Source organism: Phaeobacter sp. CECT 5382 (assembly GCF_001457775.1).
Taxonomy (GTDB): domain Bacteria; phylum Pseudomonadota; class Alphaproteobacteria; order Rhodobacterales; family Rhodobacteraceae; genus Pseudophaeobacter.
In genome coordinates, this window is sequence record NZ_CYSG01000006.1 from 107,059 (window position 1) to 120,695 (window position 13,637).

General features: G+C 57.4%; 15 protein-coding genes. 9 read left to right on the forward strand and 6 right to left on the reverse strand.

What is annotated here, in order from left to right; all coding sequences use genetic code 11:
* Positions 1-199 precede the first annotated feature (199 nt).
* From sucD to mdh, 5 genes are all read right to left on the reverse strand, one after another.
* Positions 200-1,084 carry a succinate--CoA ligase subunit alpha gene (gene sucD, locus PH5382_RS08530; RefSeq protein ID WP_058333946.1) on the reverse strand — a complete coding sequence of 295 codons (885 nt, stop codon included), beginning with the start codon at positions 1,082-1,084 and terminating at the stop codon, positions 200-202.
* Between the two features lie 15 nt (positions 1,085-1,099).
* Entirely contained in the window at positions 1,100-1,900 is an 801-nt protein-coding gene (locus PH5382_RS08535; protein WP_058333947.1) for a class I SAM-dependent methyltransferase, read from the reverse strand.
* Between the two features lie 7 nt (positions 1,901-1,907).
* Complete coding sequence (gene sucC, locus PH5382_RS08540) at positions 1,908-3,101, reverse strand: ADP-forming succinate--CoA ligase subunit beta (RefSeq protein WP_058333948.1); 1,194 nt, start codon at positions 3,099-3,101, stop codon at positions 1,908-1,910.
* Positions 3,102-3,547: 446 nt separating this feature from the next.
* On the reverse strand, positions 3,548-4,399 hold the full coding sequence (locus PH5382_RS08545) for a glycosyltransferase family protein (protein WP_058333949.1): 852 nt from the start codon (positions 4,397-4,399) through the stop codon (positions 3,548-3,550).
* 114 nt (positions 4,400-4,513) lie between these two features.
* Positions 4,514-5,476, reverse strand: a complete 963-nt coding sequence (gene mdh / locus PH5382_RS08550; protein WP_058333950.1) for a malate dehydrogenase — start codon at positions 5,474-5,476, stop codon at positions 4,514-4,516.
* A 489-nt stretch (positions 5,477-5,965) separates the two neighbouring features.
* Here mdh and PH5382_RS08555 point away from each other — a divergent pair, with 489 nt between their 5' ends.
* The gene (locus PH5382_RS08555) at positions 5,966-6,460 is read left to right on the forward strand and encodes a GNAT family N-acetyltransferase (RefSeq protein ID WP_058333951.1); all 495 of its coding nucleotides are present in this window, start codon (positions 5,966-5,968) and stop codon (positions 6,458-6,460) included.
* Positions 6,461-6,493: 33 nt separating this feature from the next.
* On the opposite strand, the gene PH5382_RS08560 is transcribed toward PH5382_RS08555, so the two are convergent.
* Positions 6,494-6,820 (reverse strand): hypothetical protein, encoded by a 327-nt coding sequence (locus PH5382_RS08560; protein WP_156414867.1) that lies wholly within the window; start codon positions 6,818-6,820, stop codon positions 6,494-6,496.
* A 455-nt stretch (positions 6,821-7,275) separates the two neighbouring features.
* Between PH5382_RS08560 and PH5382_RS08565 the strand changes: the two genes are divergently transcribed.
* The 8 genes from PH5382_RS08565 to sdhA all read left to right on the forward strand — a co-directional run bounded on the left by PH5382_RS08565 (position 7,276) and on the right by sdhA (position 13,637).
* Entirely contained in the window at positions 7,276-8,130 is an 855-nt protein-coding gene (locus tag PH5382_RS08565; RefSeq protein WP_058333953.1) for an HpcH/HpaI aldolase/citrate lyase family protein, read from the forward strand.
* 34 nt (positions 8,131-8,164) lie between these two features.
* On the forward strand, positions 8,165-8,716 hold the full coding sequence (locus PH5382_RS08570) for an NnrU family protein (RefSeq protein WP_058333954.1): 552 nt from the start codon (positions 8,165-8,167) through the stop codon (positions 8,714-8,716).
* A 3-nt stretch (positions 8,717-8,719) separates the two neighbouring features.
* Positions 8,720-8,923 carry a DUF1737 domain-containing protein gene (locus PH5382_RS08575; protein WP_058333955.1) on the forward strand — a complete coding sequence of 68 codons (204 nt, stop codon included), beginning with the start codon at positions 8,720-8,722 and terminating at the stop codon, positions 8,921-8,923.
* Positions 8,923-9,969, forward strand: a complete 1,047-nt coding sequence (locus PH5382_RS08580) for a MaoC family dehydratase (protein WP_058333956.1) — start codon at positions 8,923-8,925, stop codon at positions 9,967-9,969. The genes PH5382_RS08575 and PH5382_RS08580 overlap by 1 nt, the downstream gene beginning before the upstream one ends.
* Positions 9,970-10,144: 175 nt before the next feature.
* The gene (locus PH5382_RS08585) at positions 10,145-10,900 is read left to right on the forward strand and encodes a DUF1194 domain-containing protein (protein ID WP_058333957.1); all 756 of its coding nucleotides are present in this window, start codon (positions 10,145-10,147) and stop codon (positions 10,898-10,900) included.
* Positions 10,901-11,053: 153 nt separating this feature from the next.
* Positions 11,054-11,437 (forward strand): succinate dehydrogenase, cytochrome b556 subunit, encoded by a 384-nt coding sequence (sdhC, locus tag PH5382_RS08590; RefSeq protein WP_058333958.1) that lies wholly within the window; start codon positions 11,054-11,056, stop codon positions 11,435-11,437.
* Positions 11,438-11,447: 10 nt separating this feature from the next.
* Positions 11,448-11,819, forward strand: coding sequence for a succinate dehydrogenase, hydrophobic membrane anchor protein (gene sdhD / locus PH5382_RS08595; RefSeq protein WP_058333959.1), 372 nt, complete (start codon positions 11,448-11,450; stop codon positions 11,817-11,819).
* A gap of 12 nt (positions 11,820-11,831) precedes the next feature.
* On the forward strand, positions 11,832-13,637 hold the full coding sequence (sdhA, locus tag PH5382_RS08600) for a succinate dehydrogenase flavoprotein subunit (RefSeq protein ID WP_058333960.1): 1,806 nt from the start codon (positions 11,832-11,834) through the stop codon (positions 13,635-13,637).

Here is a 13,637-nt window from a genome sequence, read left to right on the forward strand (position 1 = left end):
GTGCGAAAGGGGTTCGCAGACTGGTATATTGCAGATGTGTTTCGCAATACTTACGGCGGACAAAGCGGAACAAAGGCAGTCAGCGCAATTACTTGCGACGCCTGTTGCGATTTGCCTCGGGTATCGGAAACTCTGTGCCATGTGACCTGCCATATCCGGGTAGAGTGTTTGGGGCGACCAAGGCCGCCCCAAAAGATCTTTAGCCTTTGATCGCTTTCAGAACCGCTTCGCCGAGGCCTGCGGGGCTTTCGGCGACAACGATGCCTGCGGATTTCATCGCTTCGATCTTGTCTTCAGCGCCACCTTTGCCGCCAGCGACAATTGCGCCCGCGTGGCCCATGCGACGGCCGGGAGGGGCTGTACGACCGGCAATGAAGCCAGCGACGGGTTTCCAACGGCCTTTTTTGCGCTGCTCGGCGAGGAATTCTGCGGCTTCCTCTTCGGCAGAGCCACCGATTTCACCGATCATGATGATCGACTGGGTTTCGTCATCGTCCAGGAACAAGTCCAGCACGTCGATGTGCTCGGTGCCCTTGATTGGGTCGCCACCAATGCCAACAGCCGAAGACTGGCCCAGGCCGATGTCAGAGGTCTGCTTGACCGCCTCGTAGGTTAGGGTGCCGGAGCGCGACACAACACCGACGCTGCCGCGCTGGTGGATGTGGCCAGGCATGATGCCGATCTTGCAGGCGTCAGGCGTGATGACACCGGGGCAGTTAGGGCCGATCAAGCGCGATTTAGATCCGTCCAGCGCGCGCTGAACACGCATCATGTCCAGCACAGGAATGCCTTCGGTGATGCAGACGATCAGTTCCATCTCGGCGTCGATTGCCTCGAGGATAGAATCGGCGGCAAAGGGGGGCGGCACATAGATGACGGAAGCGTTGGCTTCGGTCACGTGCTTGGCTTCATGCACGGAGTTGAAAACCGGCAGGTTCAGGTGGGACTGGCCACCCTTGCCTGGGGTGACGCCGCCGACCATCTTGGTGCCATAGGCGATGGCCTGTTCAGAGTGGAAGGTGCCCTGCGAGCCGGTAAAGCCCTGACAGATAACCTTGGTGTTTTCGTCGATGAGGACTGCCATGAGTCTGGTCCTTGCTTAAGAGTTGGTTTTGCGCAGAAGCACCGTGATATTGTCGTCGACCGGCAGGGAGAACTTGTTCACCAGATGGGTGGTGAACCCTGCGCGCGCGGCGACATCACTAAGGCTTTGCAGCGTGAAGTAGTTGACGTGATCGGGGTAGCGGAAACCGCACCATTTTGGCCCGATCACACGGCGATTAAAGGAAGCATAGTTGGGAACCCGGATGAAAACCCCGCCCGAAGGTTTTAGGGCCCGGTACGCCCCATCGAGCACTTTCATGACCGCGCTTTCATGTTCCAGATAAGAGAACATGACAACGCCATCAAAGTGTTCAGCGGGGAAATCCCAGATTGCTTCGGCACCCGGCCCATGCAGGCAATAGCCGCCTTGCTGGCGCATCCAGGCGTCCGCTTTGCTGTGCATCTCAACCGACAATTCAATCCCGAAAGGGGTCATTGGCGATTTGATGCGCTGGCCCCAGCCGCAGCCGATATCCAGCACCAGCCCATCGTTGAACCACTTGCGAAATTGCGGGGTTTTATCCCGGTACATCCCCAAGCCGTTGCGGATTTTGCGTGCCATGGGGCTAAAGGGCGTCGAGCCATTTGAAGCCGATTTCTTGGCCTCATAGGTCTTTTCCCAGGCAAAATCCTCTTCGAGGGCTTCATAGGCGGGCGGGTTGCGCAGAAAGACGAACTGGCACGGATCACAGCTGACAACGTCCCAAGGTTTCGGCGAATAGGCCGAAACCGAGTTCGCGTCCTTGCTCCCGCAAGCGGGGCAAGTGCGATTTACGTCTGTATGATCCAATGCCATGCTCGGTTCAGCCTTTAACCGCTTTCACGATTTTCTCGGCGCCGTCGGACAGGTTGTCGGCAGCGATCACATCAAGACCGGAGTTGTTGATGATGTCTTTGCCGGCTTCCACATTGGTGCCCTCAAGGCGAACAACCAGCGGAACTTGCAAGCCAACTTCTTTCACCGCGGCAACTACGCCCTCGGCGATCACATCGCAGCGCATGATGCCGCCAAAGATGTTGACCAGGATGCCTTTGACCTGTGGGTCCGAGGTGATGATCTTGAAGGCCTCGGTGACTTTCTCTTTGGTGGCGCCGCCGCCAACGTCAAGGAAGTTTGCAGGCTCTGCACCGTAGAGTTTGATGATGTCCATGGTGGCCATCGCCAGACCCGCGCCGTTCACCATGCAGCCGATCTCACCGTCGAGCGCGATGTAGTTCAGGTCGTACTTCGATGCTTCGAGCTCTTTGGGGTCTTCTTCGGTGGTGTCGCGCAGTTCGGCCACATCGGGGTGGCGATACATGGCGTTGCCGTCAAAGCTGACCTTGGCGTCGAGCACTTTCAGATCACCGGTGTCCGACACGATCAGCGGGTTGATCTCCAGCATCTCCATGTCTTTTTCGACGAAGGCTTGATAGAGCTGACCCATCAGTTTGACGCACTGCTTGATCTGCTGACCCTCAAGACCCAGCGAGAAGGCAACGCGGCGACCGTGGAACGCCTGATAGCCGGTGGCCGGATCGACGCTGAACGACAGAATCTTTTCGGGGGTGGCGGCTGCCACTTCCTCGATGTCCATGCCGCCCTCGGTGGAGCAAACAAAAGAGATGCGCGAAGTCTGGCGATCAACCAGCAGCGCCAGGTACATTTCTGTCTGAATGCCGGAACCTGCTTCGATGTAGATGCGGTTCACTTGCTTGCCGGCTGGGCCAGTCTGATGCGTGACCAGGGTGCGGCCCAGCATCTTCTTGGCTTCCTCGGAAGCCTCTTCGACCGATTTGGTCAGGCGGACACCGCCTTTTTCACCGGCATCGGCTTCTTTGAAGGAGCCCTTGCCGCGACCGCCGGCATGGATTTGTGCTTTTACCACCCAAAGCGGGCCGTCAAGCTCGCCTGCGGCGGTTTTGGCTTCGTCGGCCTTCAACACGATGCGACCGTCGGAAACTGGCGCTCCGTAGCTGCGAAGAAGGGCCTTGGCCTGATATTCGTGGATGTTCATGAGAAACTGTCCCGTCTGGCTTCAATAATCTCTGTCATAACGCCGTCATAAGACGAATGTTTAAAGGGTTTTTTGACAGTTCACGGGGAAATGATGAAGATTTTCCAGATATGTGATCACACTTTTGGACCGTGTGATCACATATCGAAAAGCGGTTAAATCTTGTCGATTCGTTCGGTGTAGTCCCATGACGCGTCGCTGGCGGCGACGGGTCAAGTTCATTTGCGATGGCTCAGACTGGCTGGCCTTCGGCCGCGTCGCACGTGACGCGGGGCAATTGCGGGTGCGTTTGTGCGGCGACACGGATTGGACCGGTGCAGAACAAAGAACACCCGGCAAAGACTGGTTCTCGCAGGCTGTCGATACCGTTGCTGCGGGGAAAGGATCTGTCAAACGATCCAAAAGAGAGAGCCGCCGCCTCCAGATGCAAGCGATGTTGCAACGTTCTATGGTAAATCGTAAACCGGACTGGCGGTTTTTATGGACTGATCGTTCTGCCGTGCCCTGACAAGACGCTCGTAGGTTTTCGGAGAGACAAATTCCCGCAAACTAATGGGCTTTTTCGGGGAAAGCTGTGGCGCTTGATGCAATGGGCGAACGTGCAGGCAGCGCACCGCTCCATTGTGGGGCCCCCACCTATCCAGGATGGCCAGTTTGATCAGGTTGTACTCTTGGCCCAGAACTAGCGGAATGAATTTGTGGCGAAACAGAACCCCCCGGAGAATTGGCTGATCCTTCCTGAGAGGGGAGTTGTGGAAGCTATGGTCCCAGTCTGTCAGGATATCCTTTGTGATCTTACATTTTTTGATACCCACGAAACCGCCGTTCAAGAGCGGAAAACCGTGCGGAATTCCTTTCATATAGGAAATCATTTCGACGCGGCGCCGCGAAACACCCAAGGCGCCAACCATTGGCCTGATTTCAAGGAGATCAAAAACATCTGACAGGTCTTCCAGGACGACAATATCTGCATCCAGATAGATCGTTTTGTCAAAGCGCGAATTCAGAAGCGAGCACATTTTGGGGCGTGGGCCGCTGCGATCCACCGGGTGGATCTGGTTGAAAACGGGATCCGAAATCTCCTGATCAGTGAAAAGGTCAATCTTGGCCTCTGGCATGGCCAGACGGAGGGTTCGCGCAGCACGGCGGGCAAGGTTGGTATACTCCAGACCAGTCGTGGCAAAAACAAACCCGTTGTTCCGGTTTTTGGTCTTGGTCGAAGCCGAAGCTTGCGAAGCAATTTTCCTAAAAATTCGTTTAAAGAACATGTCGGCCTGCTGCTGGCTGGTGAAAATCAAATGGCGGCTTGCTGAGCGAAAGCCGACTGCTCAAAACCAAACTAAAAAAGCAAAAAAAGCGCATAAGCCCGGAATGCTCCGGGCTTATGGACAACATCATTTCTAGGTTGTGGCTTATGCCAGCGAGCTATCAATACCTTTGCAAGCTTCAACCAGGCCCTGAACAGCCTTGACCGAGGTATCGAACATGTCCTGCTCTTCTTTGTTGAGCTTGATGTTGACGATCTTCTCGATACCACCAGCGCCGATCACGGTGGGCACGCCCACATACATGTCTTTGACACCCAGATCACCGTCACAATAGGCAGCACAGGGCAGAACGCGCTTTTGGTCTTTCAGATAAGCTTCGGCCATTTCGATCGCCGAGGCAGCCGGGGCATAGAAGGCCGAACCGGTTTTCAGCAGACCAACGATTTCGGCGCCACCGTCACGGGTGCGTTGAACCATGGCGTCCAGTTTCTCTTGCGTGGTCCAGCCCATATCGATCAGATCGGGCAAGGGGATGCCTGCAACGGTGGAGTAACGCACCGAAGGCACCATGGTGTCGCCGTGGCCACCCAGAACAAAGGCGGTGACGTCGCGCATGGAGACGTTGAACTCTTCGGCCAGGAAGTGGCGGAAGCGAGCGGAATCGAGCACTCCGGCCATGCCGCAGACCTTGTTGGCGGGCAGACCAGAGAATTTCTGCAGCGCCCAAACCATCGCGTCCAGCGGGTTGGTGATGCAGATCACGAATGCGTCGGGCGCGTGGGCTGCAATGCCTTCGCCAACCGATTTCATCACTTTGAGGTTGATACCCAGCAGATCATCGCGGCTCATGCCGGGCTTGCGGGCGACACCTGCGGTGACGATGCAAACATCAGCGCCGGCAATCGCGGAATAATCGCTGGAGCCGGACATGTCGGCGTCGATTTTCTCGACGGGGCCGGATTGTGCGATGTCGAGTGCCTTGCCCTGGGGCAGGCCGTCAGCGATGTCAAAAAGAACAACGTCGCCAAGTTCTTTGAGGGCTGCGAGGTGGGCGAGCGTGCCGCCGATGTTGCCTGCGCCGATGAGGGCGATCTTGGATCTGGCCATGGGGATTTCTCTCCGGTCCGGTTGAAATTGGGGGGATGCCTACGATCTCTCGTGCGCCCGCGCAAGGGTTCTGCGCTGCGGCATAGCTTGCCGGAGAAGAGTGGAAGATCGGTGGGATAGCGCTAAAGCGCTTGCAAACAAGGGATATCCGGCAGTCATTTTTTGCAACAATTGCTGTAATGTTTTTCGTGTTTTCATTCCGGCGCGTCGTATTTGGCTGTCTGTCAGGGGCTGCTGCGAGAGCAAATCCCGACTGAGGCGCTTCGATTCTGGTGGCGGATTGAGAGCATCGTGGCGGCATTCCGGCAGGTTCCTGGCGTATGCAGGCCATTGGATGGCGTTAGAAGGGCTGGTCAGAATAGGCATTTCTGAGTTTGAATATCGGCAGTCAATTTCAGTTCTGGCCAGACAGGTCTGACCTTAGGTGATCGGAAATGAGATCCGCCAGAAAACGCCAGAAAACGCTTGGGAATGGACAGGAGGGCAGCAGTGTCAGATATCGTCACAACGCGGGCATTGGCGGCAACAGATTACGACGATCTTATTTCGTTGTATCGAGAGCTTATGGGGAAGTTGCCAGTACTGGCCGGTACACAAGGATATCGCCGCTTTGAGGAGATCCTGACCCATCCTGGAACGCATATCATTGGCGCAGTTGCAACGGGGCGCAATGATGGCGGCCAGTCAGCGGGACGGGTTGTTTCTGTCGCGACCTTGCATGTTTTGGCGAACCTTACCCATGAAGGACGGCCCTATGCCTTGATTGAAAACGTGGTCACATTACAGTCCTGGCGCGGGCAGGGGCTGGCCCGTCAGGTTATGTTGCACGCACAGGATCTCGCCTGGCAGCGGGATGCCTATAAGATCATGCTGTTGACAGGGAAAGCGGCGGGGGCACGGGCTTTCTACCAAAAACTTGGCTATCGAAGCGATGAGAAACACGCCATGACTCTGCGGCGAGCCCCGCTACGGATCACTGAGTGAGCGGGGGCGCTTCAGGCGGGCGGGCACTGCGCTTCAGGCGTCGTTGTCGACAGTAGGAACGGCTTCGGCCAGGGCCTCAAATGACTGCCCAGAGGCCATCAGACAGGTCATGCCGGTGGGCATCGTTACCGTGATGGTCCAGCTGCCACTCTCAGCAGAGGCAAATGTCTCCATCACCATGCCCTGCTGGCCAATGCCGATGGCCTGCCGACTTTCGCCGTATTTTTCGGCCAAACGCTGCACGACAACTTCACGCGGCGCGCAATTGCGGCCCTGTGCAGTTGCCGGGGCGGCAGTGATCAGTGTGGCGGTAAGACCCAGGACAGTCAGGGCAGTCAGGCCAAATGTGGTTTTAAACATCGTCTTCTCCATGGGTTTTACCCTTTGCAGAACGGCCATCCTGAAAGAGAGCAGTCACTTGACCTCTCTGCGAACCCATCAGGCTGGGGCCGGTTACTGTGTGACGTAATCGTTATGCGAGCCTTTGGCCCAGTCTTTCCTAAAGGGGCATTTTGCCCACGCAGTGAAAGATCACATTGTCAGATCGCGCCCCTGTTCGATGGGCTGTGATCGTGGTTTTTGATCTCCGGCCATGGGCCTGTGCGATAGGAAAAGTTTGCCAAGGAGTTTCTGACATTTGGTTAATGCACAGATCCGGACCGATCTTGGGGTTTGGGCAGCGGATTTTTTTCTTTTTGGAAGGCGGCTTAGGTCTGTGTCGTCAGGTCGTTTCTGCAATGCGGCGTAATTTGCCTTGAAAGTTTACGCCCGAATCTGTAGCCGTTTGCGCAACAAAATAACTTGGAGATTCCCTCATGGATCCGCGCAGCCGCCCCTATCGTTCGGTTCTCTATATCCCCGGTTCCAAACCGCGCGCACTGGAGAAGGCCAAGACCCTGCCGGTGGACGCGATCATCTTTGATCTCGAAGATGCGGTCTCCGCCGAGGAAAAGGACAACGCCCGCGAGACCCTCGCGCAGGCGCTGAAAGAGGGTGGTTATGGCGCGCGGGTGAAGATTGTGCGCATCAACGGGCTGGATACCCAATGGGGCGAAGCTGACGCAAAAGCCGCCGCCGAAATGGATTGTGACGCGATTTTGCTTCCCAAAGTGTCAGATCCGGCAGACCTGGATGCGCTGGCGGCCCTTACCGGTGACAAGCCGCTCTGGGCGATGATGGAGACCCCGCGTGGCATGCTGAATGCAGCTGCGATTGCGGCTCATCCCAAATTGCAGGGCATGGTCATGGGCACCAATGATCTGGCCAAAGAGCTGCAGACCCGGTTCCGGGCTGACCGCCTGCCGATGATGGCAGGGCTTGGCCTGTGCCTGCTGGCTGCCAAGGCCGAAAGCCTGATCATCGTTGATGGCGTTTACAACGCCTTCAAGGACGCCGAAGGCCTGATGATTGAAAGCACTCAGGGACGTGATATGGGCTTTGACGGCAAGACCCTGATCCACCCGGCGCAGGTCGATGTGGCCAACGAAGCCTTTGCTCCGAGCGCCGAGGAAATCGATCTGGCCCGCCGTCAGATCGCCGCCTTTGAAGAGACTGAGGCCTCGGGTCAGGGGGTTGCTGTGGTTGATGGCAAGATAGTCGAGAACCTGCATGTGGTGACGGCGCGGGAAATTCTTGCAAAAGCAGATGCAATCGCCGCGATTTCCGCCTAGGTGTTAACCAAGTTAACATCTTTGGGAGACTGACATGACACTTCTGGTCCTAGGCATCCTGCTGTGGTGGGGCGCGCATCTGTTCAAGCGCGTGGCCCCCGGCATCCGCGAACCAATGGGCGACAAGGGCAAGGGCCTCGTCGCCGTTGTCTTGGTGCTGAGTATCGTTCTGATGGTGCTGGGCTACCGTTCGGCTGAAAGCTATGAGCTGGCGCTGTATCCACCGTTTTTCCAGCATATCAACAATCTGTTGATGCTGTTTGCGTTGTATTTCACTAGCCCTGGCCCCAGCAAAGGCGCGATTTTCTACAAGATGCGCCACCCGATGCTGACGGGCTTTGGCCTTTGGGCGATTGCGCATCTTCTGGTCAACTGGGATCCTGCGTCCTTTGTGCTGTTTGGTGGTCTGTGGGCCTGGTCGATCGTCGAGAAAATCGTTATCAACAAGGCGGAGCCAAACTGGACGCCAAACCCCAAGGGCAGCATCAAAAAGGATGCGATTTTCCTTGTTGCATCCGTCGTGCTGCTGGGCGTGATCGGCTATGTTCACGGCCTGCTTGGCCCATCGCCCTTTCCAGGAGGCTGAGGCATGAAGCTCTATCGGTTCCTGAGCGAAGACGACACATCCGCCTTTTGTCACAAGGTGACTGATGCGCTGAACAAGGGATGGGAGCTGCATGGCAGCCCCACCCAGACCTTTGACCCCGTCAAGGGTATCATGCGCTGTGGTCAATCTGTGGTGAAAGAGGTGGATGGCACCTACACACCCGATACGAAACTGGGAGAACACTGATGGCCAAGACCAGCGCGGCAAAAACCAATTCAGGCCGATTTTTTGAAGACTACGCCCTCGGCGATGTGATCACCCACGCGGTGCCGCGCACCGTTTCGGGCGGCGAGCGCGCCATGTATCATGCGCTCTACCCGGCGCGTCATGCGCTGTATTCTTCAGATGAATTTGCCCGCCGCTCTGGTCTGCCAAAATCGCCACTGGATGATCTGGCGGCTTTCCACATCGTGTTTGGCAAGACGGTTCCCGATGTCTCGCTGAATGCGGTGGCCAATCTGGGCTACGCCGAAGGCCGCTGGCTCTTACCGGTCTATGAAGGCGACACGTTGCGCTCGACGAGCGAAGTGATCGGCGTCAAGCAGAACTCCAACGGCAAATCGGGCGTGGTCTATGTGCGCACAAAGGGCCTGAACCAGCGCGACGAGACTGTGATGGAATATGTCCGCTGGGTCATGGTGCGCAAAGGCAATCTGGACGCGCCTGCGCCTGAAACAGTGCTGCCGGATCTGGCCAAGGTTATCCCGGCGGATCAGCTGGTGGTGCCTGCAGGGTTGGATTTCAGCGACTATGATTTTGATCTGGCCGGCGAAGCGCACCGCTGGGGCGACTATGTCGTGGGCGAGACCATCGACCATGTGGATGGCGTCACCATTGAAGAAGCAGAGCATATGCTGGCCACACGTCTGTGGCAAAACACCGCCAAGGTGCATTTTGATAATACAGCCCGCCCCGACGGCACCCGGCTAATCTATGGCGGTCATGTGATTTCCATGGCGCGCACGCTATCGTTCAACGGCCTGGCCAATGCGCAGATGATTGTTGGCCTGAACGGCGGGGCACATGCGAATCCCTGCCTGTCGGGGACAACCATTCGCGCCTGGTCCGAGGTGCTGGACAAGGCCGACACCGCAGCCCCCGGCGTTGGTGCCATTCGCCTGCGTCTGGTCGCCACCAAAGGCGGCGCGCCTTTTGATCTGAAAGGTGAAGACGGAAAGTACCAGCCTGACGTACTGCTCGATCTGGATTACTGGGCCCTGATGCCGAAATAAGCGGCAAGCCAAGCAATCTCAAAAATCACTCCGAAAACCATATGGGGCTGCGTGAGAAACCACGCGGCCTTTTGCTTTTGATGCCACCCGCTTGGATCAACACTTCTGTGAGCACGGTGCAAATTGCGTGACGGTGCAGGATTATCCGGCCTAGACTTCCTTTATGAGCATCAGAATGAGGATCAAACCGCATATTCTGGCAGCGGGTCTTGCCTTGCTGCCTATGGCTGCGGGCGCCTGTGATCTAGCGCTGGTGCTGGCGGTGGATGTCTCCGGCTCGGTGGATGCCGGGGAATATCGGCTGCAGATGGATGGGCTGGCCACGGCACTGCGCGATGGTGTCGTATCCGAAGCCCTTGTGCGGGCCGAAGCACAGGTCAGCCTGATCCAATGGTCAGGGCAGGCCCGCCAGGAGGTTTCGATCCCCTGGCAGCCAACCCGCAGCTTTGCCGAGGTCGAAGCCTTGGCGCAGATGATCGAGGCGACACCACGGCCCTGGCGCAACTATTCCACCGCCATCGGCGAGGCGTTGTCGCTTGGTTTGGCGCAGTTCTCGCAGGTGCCGCAGTGCAGGCGCCGGGTCATTGATCTGTCGGGAGATGGCTATTCCAACGAAGGTATTGAGCCCGCCGCGCTCAAACCTGCACTGGATGCAGCTGGGGTTACGGTGAACGCCATTGCTATTGAACAAAGCGAGCCGGAACTGACCGCCTATTTCTACGAGCAGGTCATCTGGGGAGAGGGTGCTTTTGTTGAGACGGCGTTCAGCTTTTCCGACTATCCAGAAAAGATTCGCCGCAAACTGGTACGCGAGGTGGCGCGTAAAACAGCCGCAATCCTGTCGCCGTCGGACGGCAGAGTGGCGGTTTTGCGGAAATTTCAACAAGGCGCGGAGCAGCGGAGGTCTGATTCTGCAAAAGATTTTCAGTAAGGTATTTTTGTGATCACTTGACTGTGAGCTGTGATCACAAAGCCACTGTTTTTAACAAAACAGGTCAAATAACCGCAGAAATTTACCTCTGGTTTGCGTGACAGCAGGCAAAAATCAGCTAAAACACCCGTAGCTATTCTGAAAGGAGCCAACATGGCCGATGTAAATCGGGGCGATCGCCCGCTTTCGCCACATTTGAAGATCTATCGCCCGCAGATGACCTCAATGTCTTCGATCCTGACCCGGATCACCGGCAATGCGCTTATCATCTCGGTGATGCTGATCGTCTGGTGGCTCCTCGCAGCGGCGACGTCGCCTGCCTATTTTGCCACCGCCAACGGGGTGATGACATCCTGGTTTGGCGATATCGTGCTGGTGCTGTCGACACTGGGCATCTGGTATCATTTCCTGGCCGGGCTGCGTCACCTCTATTTTGATGCAGGCCACGGGCTGGACATCGAAACCGCCGAGAAACTTGGCTGGGGCATGATGATCGGTTCAGTTGTTCTCACGGTTATCACCGTGCTTGTGGTTTGAGGAGCAAGACATGCGTTATTTGACCGCTCGCAAACGTGCTGTCGGCAAAGGTGCCTCTGGCACCGGTACTGAACACCACTGGTATATGCAGGTAAGTGCTGTGGCGCTGGCCTTTCTGGTGCCAACATTTATCTACATCGTGGGCTCTGCCATTGGCGGCACCCAGGAAGAGGTGCTGGCGACCTTTGCACGCCCCTTCCCGGCCATCCTCACGGGCCTGACGCTCTATGCCGGGGTGATGCATTTCAACAAAGGCGCGCAGATGATGATCGAAGACTATGCGCGCGGTTCGGCCCGCAAGATTCTGATCATGTTTGTGATCGGCCTCAGCTACGCCACCATCGCCACCGGGCTTTTTGCCCTGGCCAAGATCGCGCTGTAAGGGACAAGTAATATGGCTGCATACGAATACGAGACGCATGACTATGACGTCGTGGTCGTGGGTGCCGGTGGTGCCGGACTGCGCGCAACGCTCGGCATGGCCGAACAGGGTCTGCGCACCGCCTGCGTGACCAAGGTTTTCCCAACCCGTTCGCACACGGTTGCGGCGCAGGGCGGTATTGCCGCCTCGCTGTCCAACATGGGCCCGGATAACTGGCAGTGGCATATGTATGACACCGTCAAAGGCTCTGACTGGCTGGGTGACACGGATGCGATGGAATACCTCGCCCGCGAAGCCCCCAAGGCGGTTTACGAGCTGGAACATTACGGTGTGCCGTTCAGCCGCACCGAAGAAGGCAAGATCTATCAGCGCCCCTTTGGTGGTCACACCACTGAATTCGGCGAGGGCCCCCCGGTGCAGCGAACCTGTGCTGCCGCCGACCGCACCGGCCACGCCATCCTGCACACGTTGTATGGTCAGTCGCTGAAGAACAACGCTGAATTCTACATCGAATATTTCGCCATCGACCTGATCATGTCCGACGATGGCCAGTGTCAGGGTGTTGTCTGCTGGAAGCTCGACGATGGCACCATGCATGTCTTCAACGCCAAGATGGTTGTTCTGGCCACCGGTGGCTATGGCCGTGCCTTCTTCTCGGCGACCTCGGCCCATACCTGCACCGGTGATGGTGGTGGCATGGTGGCGCGCGCCGGTCTGGCGCTGCAGGATATGGAGTTTGTCCAGTTCCACCCCACAGGCATCTACGGCTCTGGCTGTCTGATCACCGAGGGGGCGCGCGGCGAAGGCGGCTATCTGACCAACTCCGAAGGCGAACGGTTCATGGAGCGCTATGCGCCCCAGTATAAAGACCTCGCCCCGCGAGACTATGTATCGCGCTCCATGACCATGGAAATCCGCGAAGGCCGCGGTGTCGGCGCTGATGGCGACCATATCCACCTGAACCTCAGCCACCTGCCACCCGAGGCCTTGGCCGAGCGTCTGCCGGGTATTTCGGAAAGCGCCAAGATCTTTGCCGGCGTCGATGTCACTAAAGAGCCGATCCCGGTTCTGCCAACGGTGCATTACAACATGGGCGGCATTCCAACCAACTATTGGGGCGAAGTGCTGAACCCGACTGCCGACAACCCAACCGGCGTCGTGCCCGGCCTGATGGCCGTGGGCGAAGCGGGCTGTGCCTCGGTGCACGGGGCCAATCGTCTGGGGTCGAACTCGCTGATTGACCTTGTGGTCTTTGGTCGGGCTGCGGCCATCCGCGCGGGCAAGATCGTCGATGCCGAAGCACCAAACCCAGTGCTGAACCAAGCGTCGGTTGATCAGGCCTTTGATCGTTTTGACGGGCTGCGTAATGCCAATGGCGGCACTGCCACCGCAGATCTGCGTTTGGAAATGCAGCGCACCATGCAGTCGGATGCTGCGGTGTTCCGCACCGACAAGTCGTTGAAAGAGGGCGTCGAGAAGATGACCGCTATTGCCGGCAAGATGGGCGACCTCAAGGTCACCGATCGCTCGCTGGTCTGGAATTCGGATCTGATGGAGACGCTGGAGCTGGCCAACCTGATGCCAAACGCGCTGGCGACCATTCACGGTGCCGAAGCCCGTCGCGAAAGCCGCGGCGCGCATGCGCACGAAGATTACAGCACACGTGATGATGAAAACTGGCGGGTCCATACCGTCAGCCGGGTTGACGACACCAAGGTGGACCTCACCTATCGTCCGGTGATCCTGGACCGTCTGACCACCGAAGACGAAGGCGGCATCAGCCTGGCGAAAATCGCGCCAAAGGCACGTACCTTCTGA